Genomic DNA, 26,554 nt, shown 5'->3' with positions numbered 1-26,554 from the left:
TAAGCGCCTCTTCCTTGCTCGTTATCGGTTCAGAGGTGAGTAGGTGCCACGCGAGTTTCTCGTTACTTTCACCTTGCTCTATGCATCCGACATAATAGAGAGGGATATTGTCTAACTCTTTTTTATTGGCAGGAGATTTGAGTGTTATGGGAGCATATTTTATGTCTAGGTGAGCAGTACGGGCCTTACGACCACCTTTTTGCGGTATTTTGAGCTCTTTACTTCCTGCTGATTGTAATTTTGAAGCATAGTCGTAAAGACGATTATTATGCTCTTCGATACAACGACTTTGCATTGAGCGAACTAGGAATCGTTGACGTTGCTCGTGTTTATAAGTGAGGTATTCAAATAAGTCTGCTTCTCTATCACACACAGAAATTACATCTGACATCTTATCGCCCAGTCGATTTGCGACACGCTCGGATGCTTGTTCCCACTTATAACTTTCTTTTTCTTTGTATGGTCGAGTCGCATGCTGGTGCCTCTGTCCACGCTTTTTGATATCCCGTGTCCAGCGTTGCTGTTCAATTAAACCAACCACCGTATGGGTTTCAGGAGCAAAAAGTAAGGTCGAGTGAACAAACATTGCTCGATGTCGATTGCCTTGATTGGAGTGTCCGAGCTCATCTCGTAAACTGCGATGAGAGTAACTTAGAGAAGTAGTATCTTCTAATGCTAGAAGAGTTTGTTGCGCCAAGGCCTCCTGGACTGTGACATAAAATCCAGCATCTGCAATGTCTTCAGCCTTGATTTTTTCGTTACGGATAAAGCGATAAGCCCCTTCCATGTCCGCGGGAGAAATGATGAGCTTCGAGATTGACACGCCTGGCTGCTCGGCAAGTGAAGCCGCTAGAGCGACGAGTCTTTGAGTTCGTCTAGGATCATTGAGGTCGGCTTGGCCGAATTGTTTTTGTGCCCAGAGGGTTGGCTCTATATAAGTCATAATCATCATCCTTGTCGTATATGGATGATCAGATCACGAAACATAAAATTAGTTCAAAAAAAATCCCTAAGCTGTAGCTTAGGGATTTCTGTATAAGAGACAGGCCAATAGGCTGGGTTTTCAATATTTTACGGACTCATTAAATCGTAAAACGATTAGCCGATGTGCGTTACGCCGCCCATGTATGGCTGAAGTACTGCTGGGATAGCAATACGGCCATCTGCTTCTTGGTTGTTCTCAAGAATCGCAACCATAGTACGACCAACAGCAAGACCAGAACCGTTTAGTGTGTGCACAAGTTCAGGTTTCTTCTCGCCTTTACGACGGAAACGAGCCTGCATACGACGAGCTTGGAAATCCCACATGTTTGAACAAGAAGAGATTTCGCGGTAAGTCTCTTGTGCTGGAACCCATACTTCTAAGTCGTAAGTTTTCGCAGCGCCGAAGCCCATGTCACCAGTACATAGAACCACTTTACGGTAAGGAAGCTCTAGAAGTTGAAGTACTTTTTCAGCGTGACCTGTTAGCTCTTCAAGAGCAGCCATAGAGTCTTCTGGCTTAGTAATTTGTACTAGTTCAACTTTGTCGAATTGGTGCATACGGATAAGACCACGAGTGTCACGACCGTAAGAACCTGCTTCAGAACGGAAACATGGTGTGTGAGCTGTCATCTTAAGTGGCAGTTCAGCTTCGTCTGTAATGGTATCGCGAACCATGTTCGTTACCGGTACTTCCGCAGTAGGGATAAGTGATAGCGTCTTAAGAGGAACATCACTTACTTGCTCAGTTAGCGGGCTTGTGTGGAACAAGTCTTCGCCAAACTTAGGAAGTTGACCCGTGCCGTATAGGCTATCGTGGTTCACTAGGTACGGTACGTACATTTCTGTGTAGCCGTGCTCATCAGTGTGAAGGTCCAACATGAACTGAGCAATCGCACGGTGTAGACGTGCAAATTTGCCTTTCATCACGATGAAACGAGAACCTGAGATTTTTACTGCGCTAGCAAAATCAAGACCGCCAGACATTTCGCCAAGATCAACGTGATCTTTCACTTCGAAGTCGTATGTCTTAGGTTGACCCCAACGAGAAACTTCAACGTTATCATCTTCGTCTTTACCTTCTGGCACAGACTCGTCTGGCAGGTTTGGAATAGACATAGTGATCGTTTCTAGATCAGATTGAAGCTCAGCCAATGCTGCTTTAGCTTGGTCTAGTTCTGCGCCTAAGTTGCCTACTTCAGCAAGGATACGCTCAGCTTCTTCATGGTCGCCTTTTGCTTTCGCTTGACCAATGGACTTCGATCGAGAGTTACGTAACGCTTGTAGCTCTTCAGTTTTCATCTGAAGGGACTTACGCTTTTCTTCAAGTTCACGAATTGTCTCTACATCAAGGTCAAAGCCTCGACGTGCTAATTTTGCCGCTGTTTCATCCAGCTCAGCTCGAAGTAATTTAGAATCCAGCATTGCTAATCCTATGCTTTAGTTATTTGAATATTCAGTAGCTTGGCTACCGAATCACCACTAAACCCCTAAAACTGGTGCTATTTCAACCAATTTGTAACGATTTAATCTGAATTTTATGACTAGGTAAAGATATCCAAAAAAGACTACTTTTCATAGCGTTTTTGTGGGCTTTTTGCGTCCAAATCCGCCAGATAATCTAGCTTCTCGCCAATTTTGGTCTCTAAGCCTCGTTTTGTTGGGAAATAGTATTGTTTCTCGCCCATCTCAGGAGGCAGATACTTTTCACCCGCCGCGTAGGCACCTGGTTCGTCGTGAGCATAACGGTATTCTTGCCCATAGCCCATGTCCTTCATCAAACTTGTCGGTGCATTTCGTAAATGATGAGGCACTTCATACTCAGGAAGATTATGAGCATCGGTTAAGGCTTGCTTCCAAGCTGTATAAACCGCATTACTCTTTGGTGCACACGCTAAATAGACAACCGCCTGTGCGATCGCACGTTCACCTTCTGCAGGGCCAATGCGTGTAAAGCAATCCCAAGCAGACATAGCAACCTGCATAGCACGAGGGTCCGCGTTACCAATATCTTCAGAAGCTATCGCCAATAAGCGCCTAACGATATAAAGCGGATCACAGCCTGCTGCAATCATTCGAGCCGACCAGTACATGGCTGCATCAGGTTTTGAACCACGAATCGATTTATGAACAGCTGATATTAGGTCGTACCAAATATCACCCTTGTTATCAAAGCGAGCCACTTTCTCACCCGCCACTTCAGCAAGCAGTTGTAAGGTGATCGCTTTCTCGCCTTTGTCGTTGTCTTCTGCCATGTCGTACAGCAGCTCAAGGTAGTTGAGCGACATACGCGCATCACCGTTCACTAACTCAGCTAAGCGATCCAAAACATTATCAGCAAAGTGTGCAGGTACATCACCAAGGCCACGCTGCTTATCTTCAATCGCTTGACGTATTACCGTCGCAATATCATCGGTATTGAGAGATGTCAGCTTGTACACTCGCGCACGAGATAACAGAGCATTGTTTAACTCGAAGGAAGGGTTTTCTGTGGTTGCACCAATGAAGGTAACCGTGCCGTCCTCTATATGAGGCAGAAAAGCATCTTGCTGGCTTTTATTAAAGCGATGGACCTCATCCACAAACAAGATGGTTCTGCGCCCTGCTTGCTTGTTTTCACGCGCTTTTTCAATAGCGATGCGAATGTCTTTCACACCCGATGTCACGGCGGACACACGCTCCACTTCTGCATTGGCATAATTGGCGGCAACTTCTGCGAGCGTGGTTTTACCAGTACCAGGAGGCCCCCACAAAATCATCGAGTGGATATGCCCCGCTTCCAGAGCTCTACGAAGGGGTTTACCTGGACATAATATATGCTGCTGACCAATATACTGCTCTACAGTTTCTGGTCTCATACGAGCAGCAAGGGGACGAAAATCTTCGTCCCCTGCAAAATCTAAGCTGTAATTACTCAATTGCAATCTCTTGATTCGTTGATGGCATTAATGCCTATCGACGTACTACCAAATGATCGACTTGATTCGATCAGTTTCTTTGGTCGTCGACCTCGACACCTTCCGGTGCCACAAAAGTAAAGCGGTCTGCCGCTGGTTTACCCAAATTCACATTACTGAAAGTAAACTCGCCTTTTTGACCGTCTTGTTCAATCACATTAAAGCCCTGAACAATGCCTTTTTCATTGATATTAATCTGGAAGTCACCCTGATTAGAGTCAACCGCCGTTGGTGTCAGCGTAAATTGGTTACCCGATTGCGCTACATTGTAGTTATCCCAATCGCTCTCTTGGTTGCGTGTCAGCAGCACAAAAGGCGTTTGCGATGTCGCTTGTTCTTGCCAGTAAATACTGACTTGCTCAATGAACGGGCTGTAATACCACAAACTCTGACCATCAGAGACCAATAGGTTCTCATCCGGGAACGTGGTTTCCCAGCGGAATAAGCTTGGGCGTGCAATTTCAACCGTGCCTTCACCTTCCATTACAACATCGCCATCAGGGCTTGTGACCACTTGTTTAAAGTCAGCGCTAAACCCTGCGTTTAATGCCAAGCGGCTACTCAACTCTTCTTTCGGAGAAGCAAACACTGAGAAGCTCATAAATAAAAGTGCGAATACTTTTTTCATTAATAATCCTGTTACGAGGTAAATCGGTCATAAAGCTATGACCGATTATTAAGGGTTGAGTTCCTATCTACACAATTAAGCGATTACTCTTTCGGTGGCGCTGGTGCTAAGACTTCTCGGTTACCGTTATGGCCTGGAGCACTTACAATGCCTTGCGCCTCAAGCTGTTCCACAATTCGTGCCGCTCGGTTGTAACCGATCTTGAATCGACGTTGTACACCAGAAACTGAACCGCGACGTGAATGAACAACGTGCTCGACTACTTGATCAAACAGTGGGTCAACCTCTTCATCACCTTCCATCTTCTCACCCGGAAGCAAGGTTTCAGGCGTTTGCTCACCATTAGTAATTTCATCAATGTAGTTTGGCTTACCACGTGCTTTCCAGTTGTTTACCACTGCGTGTACATCATCATCTGACGCAAACGCACCATGAACACGGATTGTATGGCTAGAACCTGGCGGTAAGTAAAGCATATCACCCATACCAAGCAGTGATTCTGCACCACCTTGGTCAAGAATCGTTCGAGAGTCAGTCTTAGTTGATACCGTAAAGGCAACACGCGTTGGAATGTTAGCTTTAATCAGACCTGTAATCACATCTACAGATGGGCGCTGAGTTGCAAGAATCAAGTGAACACCAGCTGCACGCGCTTTTTGTGCCAAGCGTGCAATCAGTTCTTCAACCTTCTTACCTACCACCATGATTAAGTCGGCAAATTCATCGACGATAACCACAATGTATGGCAGCTTCTCTAACAATGGCGCTTCTTGGTCCATGCTATCGCCCGGTTTCCACAATGGGTCGTGGATTGGGTGACCTGCATCGGCAGCCATCTTAAGCTTGTCGTTGTAGCCTTTGATGTTACGAACACCGAGTGCTGACATCAGCTTGTAACGACGTTCCATTTCGCCAACACACCAACGAAGTGCATTCGACGCATCTTTCATGTCGGTAACGACTTCAGATAGTAGATGAGGAATACCCTCATATACTGAAAGCTCTAGCATTTTCGGGTCGATCATAATGAAACGAACGTCTTCAGGCGATGCTTTATACAGCATACTCAAAATCATTACGTTCACACCAACCGACTTACCAGAACCCGTAGTACCCGCAACTAGGACGTGTGGCATCTTAGCTAGGTCAGCAATCACAGCTTCACCTGCAATATCTTGTCCTAACACCACCGTTGTTGGTGATTTCGCTTCTTGGAACTGCTCGCTGCCCACTACGTCTGAGAAGAATACGGTTTGACGGCTCATGTTTGGCAACTCCAAACCAACATAAGGTTTGCCCGGAATTACTTCAACTACACGTACCGCCAACGCAGACAATGAGCGAGCCAAGTCCATAGATAGGCCAGAAATACGGCTTACTTTCACACCAGGTGCCAAATCCAACTCAAATCGAGTGATGACTGGACCAGGGAAAATATCAACAACGTCCGCTTTAATCTTGTAGTCCGCTAGCTTGGATTCAACCAGACGCGCAATTGCTTCTAGTGCATCACGGTCGATAAATGTTTCACGTTTCTCAGGGTGGAACAAAAGCTCAAGTGTCGGTAGTGGCTCCGCCGGTTTCGGCAAATTAACTTCCTGCTGAACCAAGAATGGGTTTTGTGCAGCTGCCATGTTTGCTTGCGCTTCAGAAACAATGTTCTGGAAAGCCGCAACGTCTTTATCCTGATTCAGGTCTTCATCTTCCGAGACTTCTTCCCAAGGCAGATCAATCGCAGGCTCTTCATCCACAACGGCAGGTTGTGCAGCTTGCTCTTGCTGATATGAGAATGGTTCGTGTTGTTCTTCGATATCACTCTCTACTGTTTCAGAATCAAACTCAGAAGGCTGCTCGTAGCCTTGCTCTTCAGGCGCATCAAATGGTGCACGGTGCGCTGAGAAATCATCTTGAGTATCAGCATCTGGCTCGCCCATAGGGGAGACATACAAAGATTCAGGCTGAACGTCATCAGCATCAAACTCTGTAGACTCGTGAGCTTCACAATCAACCTCTGGTTGTGCATATTGATCATCAAGAGCTGTTTCTGTTGTCGCATCCACAATAGGTTCAGTAGGACGAACAGGCTCCTGTTCTTGCTGCATGTATTGCTGATAAGCCGCTTGAGATTCATGTGCATCTGTCTGATCTTGCTCAGCAAGATCATCTTCATACATTGCAGCACTTTCTAGCTGCTCTATGGTCGCATTTAACTGCTTAGAACGCTCAACGCCCTCTTCCAATGGCTCTTGTGGCGCTTGATAAACCGGAGCGACAGCAATTGGCTGCTCTGGTTGAGGAGCAACAGGCGGTTGAGTCACTCGATAAACTGGATCTTGAGAAACAGGCGCTTGCTGCTTAACCGGCGCTTCTGTTGGCATATGAATATTGTAATGACGCTTCTCTGCAACACTCTCTTTAGATGTGTTTGTTGCAATACCAGAAGGCTCATTGGTCGCTGAGAAGCTCATTGCAGGATCGAGAGCTTCTTCTCGCTCAGCATATTGCTCTTTCACTTCGTCATCGCGGTACGTTGGCTGTTGACGTAGCTCTTGCTGTGGAGCTCGGTCTGCTGACTCTTTCAGTTCTGGCTCAAGCAATTCTTGGTCTTGACCACGAGCTTTGTTAACCGTTGAAGTAAAGAGTTTGATTGCGCCTTCACCCAACCATTCAACAATTCTTAACCAAGAAATACCAGTAAGAAGCGTAAAACCTGCCCCCCAAAGGAAAAGAAGCACAAGCGTACTGCCTAAAATGTTCAACGTTGGAAGTGCGAGGCTCGTTAAAACGTCACCAACCACACCACCTGACGAGAAGTACCAAATATCATCAAAGTTAATGTCTGCCAAACCACAGCTGGTCAGAATGAGCACTGTCAAACCAAGTAAACGAGTACCCCACAACATAAAGTCGATCTGCTCATCTTCATTACGCTTACGGAATAAGACCCATGCGGCAACGGTCACTAAGATCGGCAGTGGATAAGCCAGAGAGCCAAACACAAAGAAAAGCGTATCTGCTAGCCATGCTCCTAGATAGCCTCCCGCGTTTTGAATGTCACCACCCCACGCCGTTTGCGACCATGATGGATCGGCTGGACTAAAGGTTAATAACGCAACGGCAAGTAGAATAGAGAAAAGAACGCCCAGTATCAGGCTGCACTCTTTAAGGCGTTGAGAACCATTTAAACGAGAAGACTGGGGCTCTTCACTCGTTTTAATGATTGTTTCTACTTTATTACTGCTCTGCTTGAACATAAACCAACTTAATAATTAAACGAGATAAAAACATAGCGAGCGGCACAGGCCGCCCGTTTCAATGAAACTACTGTTGATTTAACCATATCAAACCAAAAAACCCAATTCCAGAAAGCAAGAAAGCGGAACAAATGTCCGCTTTCTTTCATTTCACCAATTATGACTAACGAGTTTTAATCACAAGTTGGTTGGTTTGTTTCACTTCTTCCATTACTACGTAAGTTCGAGTGTCGTTTACGCCCGGTAGACGAAGTAACGTATCACCCAGTAGCTTACGGTAAGCACCCATATCAGATACACGTGTTTTTAGAAGATAGTCAAAGTCACCCGACACTAAATGACACTCTTGGATGTCATCCAGTTTCTGCACAGCGGTATTGAATTGTTCGAACACATCTGGCGCACCACGGTTCAACGTAATTTCAACAAACACTAAAAGTGAAGCATCAAGGTACTGTGGGTTCAGCAACGCTGTGTACCCAGTAATGTAACCTTGACGTTCTAAACGACGAACACGCTCAAGACACGGAGTCGGAGAAAGTCCTACTCGTTTTGAGAGTTCAACGTTCGAGATACGACCGTCTTTTTGCAACTCATTAAGAATGTTGCGGTCAATACGATCTAGTTCCTTGGACGGCTTCTTATAATTGTCTGCCATTTTTTATTCCACCTTATTACTTCCTTGCAAAAAAATATACTACAACTTTTTAATATTCAGTATCAAATTTTATCTGAACATATCTATACTAGATATTAATTCGACAGAATTACCCTACACATAGATAAAACAACCAAAATAAAATAAGGAGTCAGGATGATCATTGGCGTACCTAAGGAAATCAAAAACCACGAATACCGCGTTGGTATGACCCCAGCTAGCGTGAGAGAACTAATCTCACACGGCCACCAAGTTTTTGTTGAAACCAATGCCGGTACTGGTATCGGTTTTTCAGACGATGATTACATCGCTGTAGGCGCATCCATTCTTCCTACTGCTGCTGACGTTTTCGCGAAAGCAGAGATGATTGTAAAGGTTAAAGAACCTCAAGCTGTCGAGCGAGCTATGCTTCGCGAAGGGCAAATATTATTTACTTATTTACACCTTGCACCAGATTTTCCACAAACTGAAGAGCTTATCAAGAGCAAAGCTGTCTGCGTAGCCTATGAGACTGTAACAGATAATATGGGTCGCTTGCCACTATTAGCACCAATGTCTGAAGTAGCTGGTCGCATGTCTATTCAAGCAGGTGCACAAACATTAGAGAAATCTAACGGTGGTTGTGGTCTTCTTCTAGGCGGCGTTCCTGGTGTTGAACCAGCGAAAGTTGTTGTTGTTGGCGGCGGTGTTGTAGGTGCTAACGCAGCACGTATGGCTGTTGGCCTTCGCGCTGATGTAACGATTCTTGACCGTAACGTGGACACGCTTCGTCGCCTTGATGAAGAATTCCAAGGTCGCGCAAAAGTAGTTTATTCTACTGAAGACGCTATCGAGAAGCATGTTCTAGAAGCAGACCTAGTGATTGGTGCAGTACTGATCCCTGGTGCAGCAGCACCTAAACTGGTTACAAAAGAGCACATCGCTAAGATGAAACCAGGTTCAGCGGTTGTTGACGTTGCAATCGACCAAGGTGGTTGTTTCGAAACTTCGCACGCGACGACACACGCAGATCCAACTTACATCGTTGACGACGTAGTTCACTACTGTGTTGCAAACATGCCTGGTGCTGTTGCTCGCACTTCAACCTACGCACTAAACAATGCAACACTTCCTTACATTGTTAAGCTAGCGAACAAAGGTTACCGCGAAGCACTTCTATCAGACAAAGGCTTCCTAGAAGGTCTTAACGTGATTCACGGTAAAGTGACTTGTAAAGAAGTTGCAGAGAGCTTTGACCTAGAATACGTAGATCCAGCTGAAGCTATCGCGATGTTCAACTAATGATGTCATGAGTCACTGAGCGTCAAATTTTCTCGTTGAGGCGCTCAGTTGAATCATACGCATCAAAAAAGCCAGTCCGATTATGTCGAACTGGCTTTTTTGTCTCTGTAACACTAACGTTCGAAAGCTGTGAGGAGCATGCTTTCTACTAGACGCATCGTCTATCAGTCGTTCTTAACGCCATGTATCAACAGGTTTCTAGGCGTAACACTGCGCTCACAAAACTCTTCGATGCTTGCCTCATAGCCTTGCTCTTGTAGGTAAATCGCTCTATCTAAAGCTAACCATATCTCCAATGGTCGTCTGAAAACTTGTTGAACCAAACTCAGCTTCTCCATTTCCCAGAAAAGTTTCTCGCCTTGAGCAAAATAGGATTCAAAATCGATATCCAAACCAAGTGTTATCTCTTTCACTTCAGAAGCCCACTGACAAAACGATTCAAACCCTTCAGATAATTCTGACTTTTTGATGCTCGGTACTGGGATGTATTCATCAATCCCCATTTCAGTCTTAAGTAACCGGCTGAAGCCTAGGCGATAACTCATCTCCAATTGACGGTGTCGCTTTACCCTTTCACCACCAGTAACCGTTTCCTGGAGTGGGATTCGTAAATCACTCTTGCTTAATGTTAACGCTGAGGCTTTTGCCACTGAAGACATAGCTTGGTAGCTGTCGTCTCGAATAAGGTGGTAACAACAAGGGGATATAGTCACCGCAGAAAGCCCATGCGATACGGACTTTTTAACTAACTCAACATGGAGATCGCCACAAGCATGCAGTGCTACCGCATGTTGATTGGCATTAAACACCTTGTCAGCACTCTCAGAAAAAGCGTCACCTTGCACAAAGGTCATTTCTAGATGTTGTGCATCCGCTATTTTTTGGCCACTCTCACACAGTGATTGCTGCCATTCGAAACTGGTCACCTTTTGGTTAGATTGCTGAGACAAAATTCGCCCTAAGAATCCTTTACCAGAACACCACTCCAACCACTCTTCACCCTGGTGATGTTCAAGCGCCGCTTCACCCATCGATATGATTTGCTGCAACTTTCTTCCAGGAATACCGTCTTCAGTTCCTCTAGGAAGCTGCAATCCTTTGAGATTTGTATTCGTAAATTGAGTGCTTTGGTGAGCGTCCGCAAGCTGAGGCATAAAATAGCTGAGTTCAGTAAGCAGCAGATCAGGCAGTTCTTTCAGCGTCTGAATATTTTCAATCGTTAAGCTATTTAACCAGTCCACAAGGGGTGGGTTAACTTCTTTCCATGGCTGCTGTTGTGTTTGGCATAGGTGAAAAGGCTCAGAGCGCCAATAAACTTGGTGCTCAAGCAGAAATGAGTCGAGTATTTTAAATCGTGAATGCATGCTTCCCCCTATGATGCGTGGATTGTAGGGGTAACCGGCGTAAATGAAAAGGTGGGAGACAAAGAGAGCTTAGAGGTGAAAGTTAAAAAGCTGATAAAAAACGGCCTGTCACTACAGGCCGATTAAGAATCTTGTTTTTCGAGATAGAATTAACGAACTGGCAGCTCGATATCTTTAAACATCTCTTCGATTTCTTCATTCGATTTCAGAGAGATAGCTTGCTCTACCACTGGGCGAGTTAAGTGAGGTGCAAAACGTTCCATGAAATCAAACATGTAAGAACGCAGGAACGTACCTTTTCTAAAACCAATACTGGTTGTGCTCGCACCAAATAGATGGCTCGCATCAATGGCAACCAAGTCGGTATCTTGTTCATGGTCAATCGCCATACTCGCAATCACACCAACACCGATGCCCATACGAACGTAAGTTTTGATTACATCGGCATCTGTAGCAGTAAACACAACACGTGGTGTTAGACCTACTTTATTGAAGGCCGTATCCAGCTCAGATCGGCCAGTAAAGCCAAAGACGTAAGTCACCAGAGAATAAGCAGCCAGATCTTCGATGGTGATATTTTGCTTTTGAGCCAGCGGGTGATCTTTTGTTACCACGATAGAACGGTTCCAATGGTAACAAGGCAGCATTATCGCATCTTGGTAAAGGTGAAGTGCTTCTGTCGCAATCGCGAAGTTTGCTGTGCCCTTAGCTACTGCCTCAGACATTTGGCTCGGTGTACCTTGGTGCATGTGAAGCGACACTTTAGGGTAACGCGCGGTAAAGCCTTTGATGACATCTGGCAATGCGTAACGAGCTTGCGTGTGAGTCGTTGAAATATTCAATGTACCCATCTCAGGGTGAGTATGTTCGCCAGCGACCGCTTTAATGCTTTCAACACGAGCAAGGATCTCCTGAGAGATACGAATAATATCTTCACCAGCTTGAGTAACTTGAGTCAAATGCTTGCCGCTTCGCTCAAATATCTGAATACCCAATTCATCTTCAAGCAGTCTAACCTGTTTACTGATGCCTGGCTGAGATGTGTATAAACTCTCTGCTGTTGCAGAAACATTTAGGTTATGGTTTACAACCTCAACAATGTACTTCAGTTGCTGTAACTTCATATCTAACCTCGTAATCCTTTACTCATTTCTGTGCTAACTTATTTGCAAAGAGAGCATTCTAGTCTCGTGTAATATAATTATTAGTTATAACGCTTCAAGCGCTAAAAAGACAGAAAAATTGAGTTTTTCTCGATGAACAAATAAAAATGCCACGATGGCTTTGCAAGCTAGTCCTCATTCCCATAAATTAGTTGATAGTTTTGATTGCTGATTACGCTCAATAAGAGATAATCAGAAATTGCATTTTACGAGTGCCGATACACAATGGAATCGTGTATCCTCTCTAGCTAGCTCAAGAAAACATAAGCAGACATAAATATATGAATAACCCTGGTTTAATTATTGCCTTAGTTGCGATTCTTTTGGTGTTGGTATTAGGTTACAACATCATGCTTCAGTACAAAGTTAAGGTAGAAACAGCGAAGAAACAGGAAGCTTCTCGTTATTTGACCATTATTGATGGAACCGAAGAGCTTATTGGCAACGCGCACCACATGCCGTTTAGCCAAGATCTTCTTGTATGCTTAAATAATCGAATTCTTGATGCATTAGAAAACATGTATCAGCTCGACCCCAAAAATAAGCAACTTGCCCAGCGCATTGAAAGCGTAAAACAGCAAATCACCCAGCTTAAAGAGAACTACCAAGGTGGCGAAAGCACGGCCTTTAGAGTTCCTAGCAGCGATAAACAAGCAATCATGATGCTCAAACTGGTTAAGCGCCTACGCGATACGGTACGTAACGAACACAATAAAGGCCGTTTTGAAACCCAAGCTTATGTGGTAGAAAACGCACGTTTAGAGACTATTCAGATTCGAATCAACATTGAGAACGTGATTAAACGTGCTAACGATTCAATTTCACGCGGCCAACCAGGTACCGCTATTCAATTGCTTCGTAAAGGTATTGATGCACTGGCAACCAAGAATGACGCATACTCAATGAGAGCAAAAGAAAAGCTTCAACAGATGCTGAACGAGCTTGACCAAAAACGCCAAGACAAAAACGCGCAAGATTTACAGCAAATGGAATCTAAAGAACGCGATGACGATATGGATGCCCTATTCGGTCAGAAGAAGAAGTGGTAACCACTTAATCAAGTCACCGAGAAGGCCACCTCAGTTCGCTAAGGTGGCCTTTTTTGTCACTAATGAATTTCCTTCCTCCGTATAGGGAGATCTCATTAGCTGTGATAAAATCCCGCATTATCAACAAACCTGCTCCGACCATGTATCAAGAATTACTCGCTCCAATCCACTCTTTTCTTAAAGCTGAAACGCCAGATTCATGGATCGATGAAGCCAAAAAGCCTGAAAACCTCCACATCATTTTGCGCGACCACATGTTGTGTGAACTCAAGGCTGCTCAAAGTGCTTTATTCCTTATCCGTAAATACGCGGTAGATAAAGAAAGTGCCAAGCAATTAAACGAATGGATCTTGCCATACGAGCAATTTGCTTACCGTCGCATTGGTGATTTAGAGTCACTTCGTGGCAAGAGCAACGTTTCAAAACAGATCACAGCAAAAGAAGGCTGTAATTACGGCGCTGACCTTATCGATAAGATGGTGCTGTTGATTAAAGAGGAACTCCACCACTTCTATCAAGTAATGGAATTAATGGAGAAGAAAGGCGTGACTTACCAGCCGATCGAAGCCGGTCGTTACGCGAAAGGATTGATCAAACAAGTAAAGACATACGAGCCTGATGCTCTGGTCGACAAACTGATCATCGGCGCCTTTATTGAAGCACGCTCTTGTGAACGTTTTGCGAAACTGGCCCCTTTCTTAGAAGAAGACATGGAGAAGTTTTACGTATCCCTACTTCGTTCAGAAGCTCGTCACTACCAAGATTACCTCGAATTAGCAGAGCAAATCGCAGGTAAAGATATCTCGGAACGTATCGCCCACTTCGCTCAAGTAGAAGCAGATCTGATCACCTCAGACGACAGCGACTTTAAATTCCATAGTGGCGCACCAGTATAATCCCGCTAAGAAAGCAGCTCCAATCCAAACAAAGAAGGCCAGCTAACTGCTGGCCTTCTTATTTGTTTCACGCTAGCTATAAGAGAAAGTTAAGCTAGTGTGCCGTTGATTTCAGCAAGCACAGCTGCAGGGTCTACAGCCTGAGTAATTGGACGACCAATAACCAAGTAGTCAGAACCAGATTCAATCGCTTTAGAAGGCGTCATGATACGCTTTTGGTCACCAACATCAGCGCCAACAGGGCGGATACCTGGAGTCACCAGTTTAAACTCTTGGCCAAGCGCACCTTTCAATAAAGAAGCTTCTTGCGCTGAACACACCACACCATCAAGACCAGAGTTTTTTGTAAGAGAAGCTAAACGCATCACTTGTTGCTGTGGTTCTAGATCCAATCCGATACCCGCTAGATCCGAATGCTCCATGCTCGTCAGTACTGTTACGCCAATCAGCAATGGACGATCTTTACCGTAAGGCTCCAAAATTTCGCGAGAAGCCGTCATCATACGCTCACCGCCACTTGCGTGTACGTTTACCATCCATACGCCTAGTTCAGCGGCTGCACGAACGGCTTTTGAACATGTGTTCGGGATATCGTGGAACTTAAGGTCCAAGAATACTGAAAAACCACGCTTGTGTAATTCACGAACAAACTCAGGACCAAATAGGGTGAACATCTCTTTACCCACCTTAAGGCGGCAAGATGCAGGGTCAATACGATCAACAAAGGCTAACGCATCCGCTTGGTTGTCATAATCCAAAGCTACAATGATTTTTTGGTCGTTCATTTCATCTCCTAACGCAGTTAACTTTCTTAAAAAATATCTATCTACCCTTGCAGGCGATATATAACAGTCATAAAAATGCAGCCCGAAAGCTGCAATTAATAATTTGGTCTTTTAATGACCACAAATCTATTCACCATCCAACCCACGAATAGGCTTGATCGTTCCCCACCCCTTACATGAAGGGCAGTGCCAATACATTGAATGTGTTGAGAATCCACACTGACGGCAACGGTAATGAGGCTTAACCTTAAGCTGTTCACCAACCATAGATTGAAGCGTGGTTAAGCTTTCTTTTGCTCGGCCTTCTTCTGCTTCTGCTAGGTGGTAATCGATCAGTCGATAAAAACCTTTCATGGTTGGGTTTTTAACAAGTTGCTTGGTCAGGAGCTCTTGCGCAGAGCCAACATCTTCATGGTGAGCAACCAGCTGAGCCAGCATCAATTCTGCAGACACACCAGCCTTCTTCTGGATACATGCTTTAAGGAACTCAACCAACTGTGCTTCGTGCCCGAGCTTGTGATAACACTCAGAAAGAGTTGGTAACACTTCACTGATAAAATCGATATCTTGCTCAAGAACACCCTCAAGGCAGTCGATCGTCTTCTGGTAATCTTCGTTCGCTAAGTGGAATTTACCCAAAGCGATACTGGCACGCACACATTTAGGGTCTTCAGATAACGCTTTCTTAAAATGCGTTAATGCTTTTGAACGATTACCATCAGCTTGTTCTTGCATAGCGAGCTCACACCAAAAATGCGCGACCGTAGCACGCATCTTCATCTTCTTCTTACCAAGCTTTACTAGAATATTGCCGTAATGAATCGCCTTGTTCCATTCTCGAGTCTGCTGATAAATTGCAACTAACTGCTGCAGAGCACCCTCTTTGTGGTCAGGTTCATCAACCAGCTGTTCAAAGATTTTTTCAGCGCGATCAAGAAAGCCAGAGACCATATAGTCTTTCGCTAGTTGTTGCAGTGCGAGGTTTTTCTGATCGAGAGTCAGCCCAGAACGGGAGATAAGATTTTGGTGAATGCGAATAGCGCGGTCGACTTCGCCTCTTGATCGGAATAGGTTACCCAAGGCCAAGTGAGTATCGATGGTTTCATTGTCTACTTGAAGCAGCTCAATGAAGTGATCAACCGCTTTGTCAGATTGGTCTGACAGTAATAGGTTCAAACCCGTCACGTATTGACGGGAGATCTGGTGTGATTGCTTTTGTTTTTCTTGCTGAGCATTACGATTACCCATATACCAACCATAAGCGGCTGCAATAGGTAAAAGTAAGAACAGTAACTCTAACATCAAATATAGCCTTTAAGCTTTAGTATCAGCAGCTACCTGCTTTGATTGCTTATTGAGTTGCTTCTTCAAGCGATGAATTTTCAGCTGAGATCGCATATGCATGTTACCAAAGACTAACCAAGCAAGAGCAAAGCCTGAAATGAAGACAATACCTAATAGGCTTGAAAGGTGGAAATCACCTTGTGCTAGCAGGTAATTAAAATTCACGATAGTTTGGTTTTGAGAGCCTAAAGCCAGTGCAATTAGGAAAAGTGCGATAACGGCGACTATTTTTATAATTTTCATAGTTCATCACTCATTGGTTGGTTAGCTGTACGATTATGCAGGAAAATTACTAATCAGACCACCATATTATGGTCATAAAAAAGCGGCATACATTATAGTATGCCGCTTTTCATAATTCCGATAAGTAGACTACATTCCTGTATTTACTCGTTCACGTAGCTCTTTACCTGGTTTGAAGTGAGGAACGTATTTACCTTCTAACTCTACCTTGTCACCAGTCTTTGGGTTACGTCCAACACGAGGCTCACGATAATGCAGAGAAAAGCTGCCAAAACCGCGAATTTCGATTCGATCACCACTTTCTAGTGTTGAAGCCATATGCTCTAAAATGTCTTTTACAGCGTCTTCAATTTCTTTTGCAGAAAGATGCGTTTGCTCAGCGCACAGTCTTTCAATCAATTCAGACTTAGTCATAGTTACCCTCGTTGGTTTTCTTTTTAGAAATTATAGACCTATCGGAAAAATAAGCAAAAAAAAAGGAGCCTTACGGCTCCTTTCTTGGCTATATAGCTATATTTCTCTTAATGAGAAGCTATTATTCGCCTTTAGCAGCTTTGAATGCGTCTGCCATTGCGTTACCGAACGCGCCTTCTTCAGACTTGTTCAGTGAAGCCATTGCTTCTTGCTCATCAGCTTCATCTTTAGCTTTGATAGATAGGTTGATTACGCGGTTCTTACGGTCTACACCTGTGAACTTAGCTTCAACGCTGTCACCAACGCTTAGGATTAGAGATGCATCTTCGATACGATCGCGAGATACCTCAGAAGCGCGGATGTAACCTTCAACGCCTTCGATTAGCTCGATAGTAGCGCCTTTCGCGTCAACTGCAGTAACAGTACCGTTTACAAGAACACCTTTCTTGTTGTCAGCAACGTATGCGTTGAACGGGTCGTTTTCCATTTGCTTAACGCCAAGAGAAATACGCTCACGCTCTGCATCTACTGCTAGAACAACTGCTGAGATTTCGTCGCCTTTCTTGTACTCACGTACAGCGTCTTCGCCAGCAACATTCCAAGAAATGTCAGATAGGTGTACTAGACCGTCGATACCGCCTTCTAGACCGATGAAGATACCAAAGTCAGTGATAGACTTGATCTTACCAGTAACTTTGTCGCCCTTAGCTTGCATTTCTGCAAATGACTGCCATGGGTTAGCTTTACACTGTTTCAGACCTAGAGAGATACGACGACGTTCTTCGTCGATATCAAGAACCATAACCTCAACTTCGTCGCCAACATTAACAACTTTAGAAGGGTGGATGTTCTTGTTAGTCCAATCCATTTCAGAAACGTGTACTAGACCTTCAACGCCTTCTTCGATTTCAACGAAGCAGCCGTAGTCAGTTAGGTTAGTAACACGACCAGAAAGCTTGTGACCTTCTGGGTAACGCTTAGCGATTGCTACCCATGGATCTTCGCCTAGTTGCTTAAGACCTAGTGAAACACGAGTGCGCTCACGGTCGAACTTAAGAACTTTAACTAGGATTTCGTCACCAACGTTAACGATCTCTGATGGGTGCTTAACGCGCTTCCAAGCCATATCTGTGATATGTAGAAGACCGTCAACACCGCCAAGGTCAACGAATGCACCGTAGTCAGTAAGGTTCTTAACGATACCTTTAACTTCAGTACCTTCTTGTAGAGTTTCAAGAAGTTCGTCACGCTCAACACTGTTTTCAGATTCGATAACAGCACGACGAGAAACAACAACGTTGTTACGCTTCTGGTCTAGCTTGATTACTTTGAACTCTAGCTCTTTGTTTTCTAGGTGAGCAGTGTCACGGATAGGACGTACGTCTACTAGAGAACCTGGAAGGAAAGCACGGATACCGTTTAGTTCAACAGTGAAACCGCCTTTAACTTTACCGTTGATGATACCAACAACAGTTTCAGCTTCTTCGCAAGCTTTCTCAAGAACGATCCAAGCTTCGTGACGCTTAGCTTTCTCACGAGAAAGTTGAGTCTCACCGAAACCATCTTCAACAGCGTCTAGAGCTACGTCTACTTCAGCGCCAACTTCAACTTCAAGTTCGCCAGCAGCGTTCTTGAACTGTTCAGCAGGGATAGCAGATTCAGACTTAAGACCAGCGTCAACAAGAACGAAACCGTTCTCGATAGCTACTACAGTACCTTTAACGATGCTGCCTTGTTGGAATTCTGTTTCGTTTAGAAACTCTTCAAAGAGTTGAGCAAAAGATTCAGTCATTATTTAATCTTCAATAATTAAACGTCCATGGGTATCCTACCGCATGGGGTTGATAAATTCGCCGGTCATCATCCTTGCGACCAACGTTCTTGCCAGCCGGGCAGAATTACCCAGCTAGTTTCGATTCAATATAGTGTAGTGCTTTTTCTACTACCTGCTCAATATTCATTGAGGTGGAATCAAGCACTAGAGCATCCTCTGCAGGGCGAAGTGGCGCCACTGGGCGATTACGATCTCGGTCGTCTCGCTCTTGGATCTCGCTCAAAAGGTCGTCAAATTTAACATCTAACCCCTTCTGTTGCAACTGTTTAAGGCGGCGAGTCGCACGCTCTTCTGCACTTGCATCTAAAAATATTTTTGCTTCTGCTTCAGGGAAGACAACGGTTCCCATATCGCGGCCATCAGCCACCAAACCTGGCGCAGCGCTGAATGCGCGCTGACGACGAAGTAATGCTTCACGTACGCGAGGTAATGCAGCAACTTTTGAAGCCGCCATGCCGGTCTCTTCTTTACGAAGCTCGCCCGACACATCTTCACCTTCTAGGATAACCTTAACTAGATCGCCCTCAGCAATAAACTGAACGTCTAAGTGAGTTGCAAGAGGAACTAAAGCGTCTTCCGATTCAGTATCTACACCGTGATGAATTGCTGCTAAAGCCAGTACGCGATAGATCGCACCTGAGTCTAGAAGATGAAAGCCTAGCTTATCTGCTAGTAACATACACAGGGTACCTTTACCTGCACCACTTGGTCCATCAACCGTAATCACTGGGCTTTGAGAAGGCATCTTTTACTCCACGTTTAGTCGTAAGTTTTATTCTGTACTAGCGAGTCGCCACTACTTTATAGGCGGAATATTATAGAGAAAAATTGGAAGTCGAGCGAGGTAAATCTCAGATAATTCAATCTTGATGATGCATTCGATAATGCAACAGGCCTAATATCAATCACCTGATGCTAATAAGGCTTTCTATTGGCAACAAATCGGCATAAAAAAGCCTCGCATGAGCGAGGCTAAGTATATTTGTTGCTTCAAGCAGGTCTAACCGATGATGGCGCGTACCGCTTCCAAGTCTTCTGGAGTATCAACACCCGCAGCCGGCGCTTCAACAGCAACATCTACGTGAATCTTTTCACCATACCAAAGTACGCGAAGTTGCTCTAAGCACTCTATGCGCTCTAGGGTACTTGGTTCCCAGTTGATGTAGGTATTGATGAAACCAGCTCGGTAAGCGTAAACACCAATATGACGAAGCAACGGAGATTCTGCAGCAGTACCGTTATTAGCATAAGCATCACGATCCCAAGGAATCGTCGCACGGCTAAAATACAGCGCATAGCCGTCTTTATCCGTCACGACTTTTACAGCATTAGGGTTAAAAACTTCATCAAGGTGAGAGATTTCAACACCAAGTGTTGCCATTGGCGCAGTGCTGTTTGCTAAGTTGTTCGCCACCTGATTAATAATCGCCGGTGGAATAAGTGGCTCATCCCCTTGTACGTTGACAATAATGTGATCGTCAGGGATGTTCATGACATCAATCACTTCTGCTAGGCGTTCAGTACCTGACTCGTGATTCGGTGACGTCATACACACAGTCGCACCAAATGCTTTCGCAGCCTTCTCAACGCGGGCATCATCGGTAGCAATAATTACGTTATCAGCCCCTGCTTTCATTGACTGTTCGTATACCCATTGAATCATCGGCTTGCCGCCAATGTCAGCCAGAGGCTTACCTGGCAAACGGCTCGATTGGTATCTTGCTGGTATAACTACCGTGTAAGACATTACTTGCCCTCGTCCATTGAAAGAGTACGAGCTTCAGGTTCAAGAAGAACAGGAATACCCTCTTTAATTGGGTAAGCTAGGCGATCGATTTTACAAACAAGCTCTTGCTTATCCTTGTCAAGGGTTAGTTTACCTTTACATACAGGGCAAGCAACGATCTCAAGCAGACGGTGATCCATAGTATTCCATAACCTCTTTTATTCTTTTTAAAATTTGCTGTTGCGCTTCTTCTTCGAACTGCGCAGAAACTGGAAGATACCACCAGTTGTCTTGAGCATATTCTTCGCATTTTACAGCGTCTTTTTCTGTCATAATCATATTCATACCTTTCTTTGCTAAGGCATGAAGTTCATCTTTATCAAAATCCTGATGATCGGCGAAGCCTTGTGTGTAAACCACATCACCATCAAGATCGTCTAATGTTTTAAAAAAGCGTGGCGGGTGCCCTATTCCAGCAAAAGCCACAAGCTTTGGTAATTCTGCAACTGGCTTTTTTTGACCTGTCTTTAGGTTAACCGCTTTACTTGGTGCCAAAGACATTGAGAACTCTCGCCCTTGTGCCTCTCCACCATTGTTAATCAAGAAATCTACGTCAGCTAAACGCGATACAGGCTCTCGCAATGGGCCTAGTGGAATCAGACTCTCGTTACCAAAACGCCTTACACCGTCGATAACTGAAAACTCAATGTCGCGTTCAAGTGCATAATGCTGCAGGCCGTCATCAGTGATAATGACATCCACGCCTTGATTCAATAAAGCCTTTACCGCATTCGCTCTTACTGGGTCAACCGCTACCGGCGCGCCCGTTCGCTTTCGAATCAAGCGGGGTTCATCACCCGAGTGTTCAGCGGGCGTGCTCTCTTCTAAAACCAGTGGATAACTCGGCGCTTTCGCACCATAACCACGAGAAACCACACCTGGTTTAAAACCGTTGGCTTGAAGCATTTCAACCAACCAAATCACAACAGGGGTTTTACCATTGCCACCAGCGGTAATGTTACCAACAACGATTACAGGCAGAGGTGGTCGATAGGTTTCTTTCTTTCCAGAGAGATAAGCATTACGACGTTGACCACTGATCACTTTGAACAGCAGGCTCAATGGCCACAATAGTGGCCAAAGAAGATATTTTAACGGGTGATTGTTAAACCAAATCTTTTCGATCACAACAAAGACCTAATCTTATCCGCTGAACTGAATTCGATGCAGTTGAGCATAGGCACCATCATGAGCAATTAGCTCTGCGTGTGGGCCTCGCTCTACAATCTGACCATCATCAACAACTAAAATTTCATCAGCTTGTTCAATCGTCGATAGCCTGTGAGCAATCACCAACACAGTTTTATCTTTTTGTAACTCTTCTAGTGCTGATTGAATCGCTCTTTCTGACTCTGTGTCTAGTGCAGACGTCGCCTCATCAAGAATCAGAACTGGCGCGTCTCTCAATAGTGCTCGTGCGATCGCAATACGTTGTCTTTGACCGCCAGACAAGCTCGCACCGTTTTCACCCACGACAGTATCAATACCATTTTCCATACCTTCAATAAACTCAGTCGCATGAGCAAGTTTAGCGGCATGTTCGATCTGTTCGCGTGAATACTGTTCTTCTGCTGCGTAAGCGATGTTGTTAGCCACCGTATCGTTAAACAGATGCACATTTTGAGAAACCAGAGCAAAGTGCTCACGCAGATTTCTCAATTCGTAATCACGAATATCGTGACCATCAAGTTCAATAGAGCCAGAGTCTACGTCATAGAAACGAGTAAATAGGTTGGCAATGGTACTCTTACCTGAACCCGATCGCCCAACAAGCGCAACCGTCTTACCTTTCGGTATATTAAAACTCACATTATCCAATGCAGGCTTCTCGGCACCTTCGTAAGTAAAGGTCACATCTTTTACCGCAACATCACCACTTACCGTTTCAGGTTTCAAGGTACCTGTGTTCTGCTCTGTGTCTAAGTCCATCAAACCAAACAGTGTCGTACTTGCAGCCATACCACGTTGGAATTCAGACGTTACGTTAGTTAGTGCTTTTAGTGGACGCATTAGACCAAACATTGCTGAGAACACTACCGTAAACGTACCCGGAGTTAGTTCAGCCTTAATTGAATCAACGCTCGCCAAGACAAGTACAACAACAATAGCAACCGATGCAATCATCTGAATGATTGGGTTAGCGGCCGCTTGTGCTGTTACTAGCTTCATGCTCTGTTGACGCATCTGGTTACTTACTTTATCAAAGCGATGTTTTTCTAAATCCTGACCGCCATAAGTGAGCACCACTTTGTGCCCTTTCAGCATTTGTTCTGCTGACGAAGCAACGTGACCCATGCTGGTTTGCATGTTTTTAGAAATCTTTCTGAATCGCTTCGATACTATGCTGATTGCCCAAGCTACCAGTGGAGCAACCGCAAATAGAACCAAAGACAACTGCCAGCTGTTCCAAAACATCAAGGTCAATAAGCCAATGATGCTTGCGCCTTCACGAACAATACTCACCAGCGCTTTACTGGTTGCCGCAGAAACTTGCTCCGAATCGTAGGTAATACGAGACAGCAGCGCACCCGTCTGCTCTTTATCAAAGAAAGAGACTGGCATGTGCATAAAGTGACTGAATATTTTACGGCGGATTTCCATCACCACATTGCCAGAAACCCAGCTTAAGCAATAGGTGGATACGAAACCGCTGACACCACGAATGAACATCATGGCAAAGATAATAAGAGGAAGTGTGCGTAGGAAATCTGATTCCGCACTACCAAAGCCTTCATCTAGCAACGGCTTTAGCAAAGAAATCATGTAAGTATCAGAGACGGCATTAATAATAAGCGCAATAACCGCAACACCAAGGCCAGCCTTATATAGTCGAATATAAGTCCAAAGTCGTTTAAATGTGACCCAGGTAGTTTCATCTGTTTGTGTTGACATAAAATCGCTTAATTTTCTCACAATAATCTATCTATTCTACTCCCTTACGAAGCATCTGCCTATACCACTGCCGACCTTGTTCCTCTCTAATCGTATGATAATGCCAACCTTCTTGGTTGATAGTGATGGTTATTTGTCCACTTTCACCTGTATCAAGCCAAGCACTTCCACTTTGTAAGTAACGTTGAACGACTGATTCGCTTGGCATCCCCCATTGATTTCCCTTTGCCAACGAAGCAATCGCTAACTTTGGTGAAACCGCTTCTATGAAAGGGGCGATAGATGAGCTGTCACTACCATGATGAGGTACTAGCATGGCATCGCTTTGAAGCTGTTCAAGTTCCCGAGCAAGTAACCACTCACTTACGAGTTCAATATCACCCGTGAGCAACATCGAAAAGCCCGATTCTGGTTCAATTATCCGTACGACACAAGAGTGTGGGTTATACGCCCTATTCACTAGTTTTGGCGGCCACAACACCTCAAACTGCACGTTCTGCCATTCCCACACCTCACCTAACGTACATGCTTGAAAAACTGAGCTCATTTGATGATTCAAACTTTGGCTAGCTCTTATCCATTCAGGCTGATAGTTCTCAAGCAATGCAGGGTAACCACCAGCGTGATCAGAATCGAAATGGCTAATGATCACTCCTTGAATTTCATCTATACCTCTTTGAGATAAAGTAGGAATCAATAGTGACTCGACCATCGACCCTCCCGGCCACGCGTTACCTAAATCGTACACCACCACGTGATTGTTCTTTTCAAAAATGAGAGACAAGCCATGCCCTACGTCCAAAACATCAATAGTTAACCTGTCCTGTTTCACTTTGCCAAATTCCCACCACAACAGGAATACAGAAATGATGACAACGGCTACCCCATGTTTAAGGTATCGACCAATAAAACCGAAGAATAAGATAAGAAAAACGAGTAACACGGTTACGTGATTATCTACCTGAATCCAAAACTGTTCAGAGAAAGGCAAGCTAAACACCAACGGTTCAAGTGACAAATCAACCAGTTTCCATAACTCAGCAGAAAAACGAGCCATTGAGTCACTTCCCCAAAATAAAGACTCAGTGACCAAACTTAGAAACATCGACAAAAACAGCAAAGGTATCGTCACCATTGACACCCAAGGCAATAGCAACAAATTGTAGACGACCGAGATCAAGCTAACGCCTTTGAAAAACAACATCGAAAAGGGAGCAATTAACAAGGTCAGCATGACCTGTATTTTGATGAGCTTTAGCACTCGTTCAATAAAGGTAGAATTTGAAGAAGAAGCATCACTATTGAACGCAATGTAGAGAACCGCACCCAATGTACCAAAAGATAACCAGAAACTACTGGATAACGCAGAAAAAGGCCAAATAACGAGAACGATACACAAGCTGACTAGAACATAGCGAACCACACCGATACTTTGTCCACGCCACAGAAAGTAACTCGCCACCACACACATCACTAGCGCTCTTAGGGTCGGCAGGGTGAACCCAGCGAACCAGCTATAGAAATAAGCGAAACCTAAACCAAATAGTGTCGGAAGCCATAACAACTGAGGAGACAACAAACGCGCCAACTTCCCCAGCTGATAACCGATACCAAAGGCAATACCAATGTGAAGCCCAGAAATCGCCATCAAATGAATCAAGCCACTGCTCTTTAGTAAATCCCAACGCAAAGAAGGAATTAGATCTCGATAACCGAAACTCAAAGCGACTATTAAATCGTTATTTTTTAGCTGGCTAAGATTATCAAGACTGCGCTCGAACCACCGAGCACGTAGATGGTTGCTAGAGTGGATTCTATATTTAGTATTCGTTCGGTAATTCGCATTTGCCGTAACCCCAGTGCTAAACAGGTGCTTTTCCAAATCAAAGCCCGCTTCATTAAGCTTCCCAAAAACAGGCTTGATACTGACCGACAAATGAACTTCATCACCCAAAGTGAGCTTGAAAGGCGTAAACAATCGCAATTTTATCAATTGAGGAAAGATTAATTTTTCACCGTCAATTGATCTAACTACTACTACGCTTTCAAAACCATGGCTATTTTCACTAAAAAGACTAACTACTGAGGCATTTATGGTAGTATTCTGCCCTGATTGAAATAAGCGACTTGTTTGGATTTCAATCGCATTCCCTAGGCATGCAACGAGTGTCAACGCAGTAGCTAGACCTCTTGTACGTCGGAAAACGCTATACTTTATTGATGCGATTAGTAATAACAGCATCAATGGTGCCAAGACCCAATGTGGCATCACAGGCCAGAAGCTGGCAGACACAACTGTCGCAGCAAATGAAATCAAGAACCAAGTGTTAAACAAGAGAGTAGCTTCCTCCTATGCCAAGAAAGTTTATCAAACGATTTATGCCTGACCATGAGCTCATCAAGCGTCAGAAAGCATTAAAAGTTTTTGGCAATGTTTTGTACAACCCCAACTTATGGTGCCTTAATCGTCGCTCCGCGGCCGGCGCGTTCGCTGTTGGGTTATTCATGGCGTTTGTCCCTCTACCAAGCCAAATGATTATGTCTGCAGGCCTAGCCGTTGTATGCGGTGTTAACTTACCGCTGGCTGTCGCTCTCGTTTGGATCAGTAACCCCGTAACCATGCCAGTCTTGTTCTACTTTGCCTATAAAGTAGGTGCATTCGTTATGCATGTTCCGCCGCAAGCCTTCCACTTCGAACTGTCTTGGGACTTTATCTTGGCGCAAATGAGCACCATCGGGCCTCCGTTCCTGCTGGGCTGTATGATTTGTGGTGTGATTTCAGCAATGATTGGTTATTTCGGTATTCGTGGCTTATGGCGCTACTCAGTAGTAAGAAGCTGGAACAAACGACAAGCAAGATAGTGAATCTATACTGACGCGCTCTCCACTTTAAGAGATAGCTGTGAAAATAAGACGAGTTATAAGCCATTAGATGATAGGCATGTAATGAAAGTCTTAGATAATACAGTTTGAATTCAATAAAAAAGGATCCCACAAGGGATCCTTTTTTGTATCTGTCGAAACA

23 protein-coding genes are annotated in these 26,554 nt (G+C 44.5%); 4 read left to right on the top strand and 19 right to left on the bottom strand.

Going from position 1 to position 26,554, the window contains the following annotated elements:
- The 6 genes from JC606_RS12545 to lrp form a co-directional block, all read right to left on the bottom strand.
- Nucleotides 1-943: IS4 family transposase (locus JC606_RS12545; RefSeq protein ID WP_198778680.1), on the bottom strand; the 943-nt coding region annotated here is incomplete at its 3' end.
- 155 nt (nucleotides 944-1,098) lie between these two features.
- Complete coding sequence (serS, locus tag JC606_RS12540; RefSeq protein ID WP_137409009.1) at nucleotides 1,099-2,406, bottom strand: serine--tRNA ligase; 1,308 nt, start codon at nucleotides 2,404-2,406, stop codon at nucleotides 1,099-1,101.
- 143 nt (nucleotides 2,407-2,549) lie between these two features.
- The gene (locus JC606_RS12535; RefSeq protein ID WP_137409010.1) at nucleotides 2,550-3,899 is read right to left on the bottom strand and encodes a replication-associated recombination protein A; all 1,350 of its coding nucleotides are present in this window, start codon (nucleotides 3,897-3,899) and stop codon (nucleotides 2,550-2,552) included.
- Nucleotides 3,900-3,969: 70 nt separating this feature from the next.
- Nucleotides 3,970-4,566 carry an outer membrane lipoprotein chaperone LolA gene (gene lolA, locus JC606_RS12530; protein WP_004741992.1) on the bottom strand — a complete coding sequence of 199 codons (597 nt, stop codon included), beginning with the start codon at nucleotides 4,564-4,566 and terminating at the stop codon, nucleotides 3,970-3,972.
- Nucleotides 4,567-4,649: 83 nt separating this feature from the next.
- Nucleotides 4,650-7,820: a DNA translocase FtsK 4TM domain-containing protein gene (locus tag JC606_RS12525; protein ID WP_137409011.1), complete on the bottom strand. Its 3,171-nt coding sequence runs from the start codon at nucleotides 7,818-7,820 to the stop codon at nucleotides 4,650-4,652.
- Nucleotides 7,821-7,983: 163 nt separating this feature from the next.
- Complete coding sequence (lrp, locus tag JC606_RS12520) at nucleotides 7,984-8,478, bottom strand: leucine-responsive transcriptional regulator Lrp (RefSeq protein WP_004734558.1); 495 nt, start codon at nucleotides 8,476-8,478, stop codon at nucleotides 7,984-7,986.
- A 156-nt stretch (nucleotides 8,479-8,634) separates the two neighbouring features.
- Here lrp and ald point away from each other — a divergent pair, with 156 nt between their 5' ends.
- Nucleotides 8,635-9,759 carry an alanine dehydrogenase gene (gene ald / locus JC606_RS12515; RefSeq protein ID WP_008224299.1) on the top strand — a complete coding sequence of 375 codons (1,125 nt, stop codon included), beginning with the start codon at nucleotides 8,635-8,637 and terminating at the stop codon, nucleotides 9,757-9,759.
- 164 nt (nucleotides 9,760-9,923) lie between these two features.
- Here ald and JC606_RS12510 read toward each other — a convergent pair whose 3' ends face one another.
- Complete coding sequence (locus JC606_RS12510) at nucleotides 9,924-11,123, bottom strand: methyltransferase (RefSeq protein ID WP_198778679.1); 1,200 nt, start codon at nucleotides 11,121-11,123, stop codon at nucleotides 9,924-9,926.
- Nucleotides 11,124-11,272: 149 nt separating this feature from the next.
- Nucleotides 11,273-12,247: an HTH-type transcriptional regulator CysB gene (cysB, locus tag JC606_RS12505; RefSeq protein WP_004741986.1), complete on the bottom strand. Its 975-nt coding sequence runs from the start codon at nucleotides 12,245-12,247 to the stop codon at nucleotides 11,273-11,275.
- Nucleotides 12,248-12,567: 320 nt separating this feature from the next.
- Here cysB and JC606_RS12500 point away from each other — a divergent pair, with 320 nt between their 5' ends.
- Nucleotides 12,568-13,335 carry a hypothetical protein gene (locus JC606_RS12500; protein ID WP_008224295.1) on the top strand — a complete coding sequence of 256 codons (768 nt, stop codon included), beginning with the start codon at nucleotides 12,568-12,570 and terminating at the stop codon, nucleotides 13,333-13,335.
- Nucleotides 13,336-13,436: 101 nt separating this feature from the next.
- The gene (gene miaE, locus JC606_RS12495; RefSeq protein ID WP_275245645.1) at nucleotides 13,437-14,231 is read left to right on the top strand and encodes a tRNA isopentenyl-2-thiomethyl-A-37 hydroxylase MiaE; all 795 of its coding nucleotides are present in this window, start codon (nucleotides 13,437-13,439) and stop codon (nucleotides 14,229-14,231) included.
- Nucleotides 14,232-14,320: 89 nt separating this feature from the next.
- Here miaE and pyrF read toward each other — a convergent pair whose 3' ends face one another.
- From pyrF to JC606_RS12440, 11 genes are all read right to left on the bottom strand, one after another.
- Nucleotides 14,321-15,016, bottom strand: coding sequence for an orotidine-5'-phosphate decarboxylase (gene pyrF / locus JC606_RS12490; RefSeq protein ID WP_198778678.1), 696 nt, complete (start codon nucleotides 15,014-15,016; stop codon nucleotides 14,321-14,323).
- 126 nt (nucleotides 15,017-15,142) lie between these two features.
- The gene (gene lapB, locus JC606_RS12485; RefSeq protein ID WP_198778677.1) at nucleotides 15,143-16,318 is read right to left on the bottom strand and encodes a lipopolysaccharide assembly protein LapB; all 1,176 of its coding nucleotides are present in this window, start codon (nucleotides 16,316-16,318) and stop codon (nucleotides 15,143-15,145) included.
- Nucleotides 16,319-16,330: 12 nt separating this feature from the next.
- Nucleotides 16,331-16,603: a LapA family protein gene (locus tag JC606_RS12480; RefSeq protein WP_004741981.1), complete on the bottom strand. Its 273-nt coding sequence runs from the start codon at nucleotides 16,601-16,603 to the stop codon at nucleotides 16,331-16,333.
- 129 nt (nucleotides 16,604-16,732) lie between these two features.
- Nucleotides 16,733-17,017: an integration host factor subunit beta gene (gene ihfB, locus JC606_RS12475; protein ID WP_004741980.1), complete on the bottom strand. Its 285-nt coding sequence runs from the start codon at nucleotides 17,015-17,017 to the stop codon at nucleotides 16,733-16,735.
- A 121-nt stretch (nucleotides 17,018-17,138) separates the two neighbouring features.
- Nucleotides 17,139-18,809 carry a 30S ribosomal protein S1 gene (rpsA, locus tag JC606_RS12470; protein WP_061031784.1) on the bottom strand — a complete coding sequence of 557 codons (1,671 nt, stop codon included), beginning with the start codon at nucleotides 18,807-18,809 and terminating at the stop codon, nucleotides 17,139-17,141.
- A gap of 106 nt (nucleotides 18,810-18,915) precedes the next feature.
- A complete protein-coding gene (cmk, locus tag JC606_RS12465) occupies nucleotides 18,916-19,596 on the bottom strand; it encodes a (d)CMP kinase (RefSeq protein WP_004741977.1) in 681 nt (226 codons plus the stop codon).
- Nucleotides 19,597-19,851: 255 nt separating this feature from the next.
- Nucleotides 19,852-20,598 carry a 3-deoxy-manno-octulosonate cytidylyltransferase gene (kdsB, locus tag JC606_RS12460; RefSeq protein WP_198778676.1) on the bottom strand — a complete coding sequence of 249 codons (747 nt, stop codon included), beginning with the start codon at nucleotides 20,596-20,598 and terminating at the stop codon, nucleotides 19,852-19,854.
- Nucleotides 20,598-20,777 (bottom strand): Trm112 family protein, encoded by a 180-nt coding sequence (locus JC606_RS12455; protein ID WP_137406940.1) that lies wholly within the window; start codon nucleotides 20,775-20,777, stop codon nucleotides 20,598-20,600. The genes kdsB and JC606_RS12455 overlap by 1 nt, the downstream gene beginning before the upstream one ends.
- Nucleotides 20,758-21,765, bottom strand: coding sequence for a tetraacyldisaccharide 4'-kinase (lpxK, locus tag JC606_RS12450; RefSeq protein ID WP_137406941.1), 1,008 nt, complete (start codon nucleotides 21,763-21,765; stop codon nucleotides 20,758-20,760). The genes JC606_RS12455 and lpxK overlap by 20 nt, the downstream gene beginning before the upstream one ends.
- A gap of 15 nt (nucleotides 21,766-21,780) precedes the next feature.
- Nucleotides 21,781-23,529: a lipid A ABC transporter ATP-binding protein/permease MsbA gene (msbA, locus tag JC606_RS12445; RefSeq protein ID WP_061031786.1), complete on the bottom strand. Its 1,749-nt coding sequence runs from the start codon at nucleotides 23,527-23,529 to the stop codon at nucleotides 21,781-21,783.
- A 31-nt stretch (nucleotides 23,530-23,560) separates the two neighbouring features.
- Nucleotides 23,561-25,864 carry a DNA internalization-related competence protein ComEC/Rec2 gene (locus JC606_RS12440; protein ID WP_198778675.1) on the bottom strand — a complete coding sequence of 768 codons (2,304 nt, stop codon included), beginning with the start codon at nucleotides 25,862-25,864 and terminating at the stop codon, nucleotides 23,561-23,563.
- Nucleotides 25,865-25,881: 17 nt separating this feature from the next.
- Between JC606_RS12440 and JC606_RS12435 the strand changes: the two genes are divergently transcribed.
- Nucleotides 25,882-26,391, top strand: a complete 510-nt coding sequence (locus JC606_RS12435) for a DUF2062 domain-containing protein (protein WP_198778674.1) — start codon at nucleotides 25,882-25,884, stop codon at nucleotides 26,389-26,391.
- Nucleotides 26,392-26,554 lie beyond the last annotated feature (163 nt).

It is taken from the genome of Vibrio sp. IB15, from assembly GCF_016406055.1.
Classification (GTDB): Bacteria; Pseudomonadota; Gammaproteobacteria; order Enterobacterales; family Vibrionaceae; genus Vibrio; species Vibrio chagasii.
This window is presented reverse-complemented; position numbering and strand designations above follow the sequence as displayed.

Excerpts from the sequence above, each read along its gene's own strand:
- serS (WP_137409009.1), bottom strand. The coding sequence starts at position 2,406 with ATGCTGGATTCTAAATTACTTCGAGCTGAGCTGGATGAAACAGCGGCA.
- lolA (WP_004741992.1), bottom strand. The coding sequence starts at position 4,566 with ATGAAAAAAGTATTCGCACTTTTATTTATGAGCTTCTCAGTGTTTGCT.
- JC606_RS12525 (WP_137409011.1), bottom strand. The coding sequence starts at position 7,820 with ATGTTCAAGCAGAGCAGTAATAAAGTAGAAACAATCATTAAAACGAGT.
- lrp (WP_004734558.1), bottom strand. The coding sequence starts at position 8,478 with ATGGCAGACAATTATAAGAAGCCGTCCAAGGAACTAGATCGTATTGAC.
- ald (WP_008224299.1), top strand. The coding sequence starts at position 8,635 with ATGATCATTGGCGTACCTAAGGAAATCAAAAACCACGAATACCGCGTT.
- JC606_RS12510 (WP_198778679.1), bottom strand. The coding sequence starts at position 11,123 with ATGCATTCACGATTTAAAATACTCGACTCATTTCTGCTTGAGCACCAA.
- cysB (WP_004741986.1), bottom strand. The coding sequence starts at position 12,247 with ATGAAGTTACAGCAACTGAAGTACATTGTTGAGGTTGTAAACCATAAC.
- JC606_RS12500 (WP_008224295.1), top strand. The coding sequence starts at position 12,568 with ATGAATAACCCTGGTTTAATTATTGCCTTAGTTGCGATTCTTTTGGTG.
- pyrF (WP_198778678.1), bottom strand. The coding sequence starts at position 15,016 with ATGAACGACCAAAAAATCATTGTAGCTTTGGATTATGACAACCAAGCG.
- lapB (WP_198778677.1), bottom strand. The coding sequence starts at position 16,318 with ATGTTAGAGTTACTGTTCTTACTTTTACCTATTGCAGCCGCTTATGGT.
- JC606_RS12480 (WP_004741981.1), bottom strand. The coding sequence starts at position 16,603 with ATGAAAATTATAAAAATAGTCGCCGTTATCGCACTTTTCCTAATTGCA.
- ihfB (WP_004741980.1), bottom strand. The coding sequence starts at position 17,017 with ATGACTAAGTCTGAATTGATTGAAAGACTGTGCGCTGAGCAAACGCAT.
- rpsA (WP_061031784.1), bottom strand. The coding sequence starts at position 18,809 with ATGACTGAATCTTTTGCTCAACTCTTTGAAGAGTTTCTAAACGAAACA.
- cmk (WP_004741977.1), bottom strand. The coding sequence starts at position 19,596 with ATGCCTTCTCAAAGCCCAGTGATTACGGTTGATGGACCAAGTGGTGCA.
- kdsB (WP_198778676.1), bottom strand. The coding sequence starts at position 20,598 with ATGTCTTACACGGTAGTTATACCAGCAAGATACCAATCGAGCCGTTTG.
- JC606_RS12455 (WP_137406940.1), bottom strand. The coding sequence starts at position 20,777 with ATGGATCACCGTCTGCTTGAGATCGTTGCTTGCCCTGTATGTAAAGGT.
- msbA (WP_061031786.1), bottom strand. The coding sequence starts at position 23,529 with ATGTCAACACAAACAGATGAAACTACCTGGGTCACATTTAAACGACTT.
- JC606_RS12435 (WP_198778674.1), top strand. The coding sequence starts at position 25,882 with ATGCCAAGAAAGTTTATCAAACGATTTATGCCTGACCATGAGCTCATC.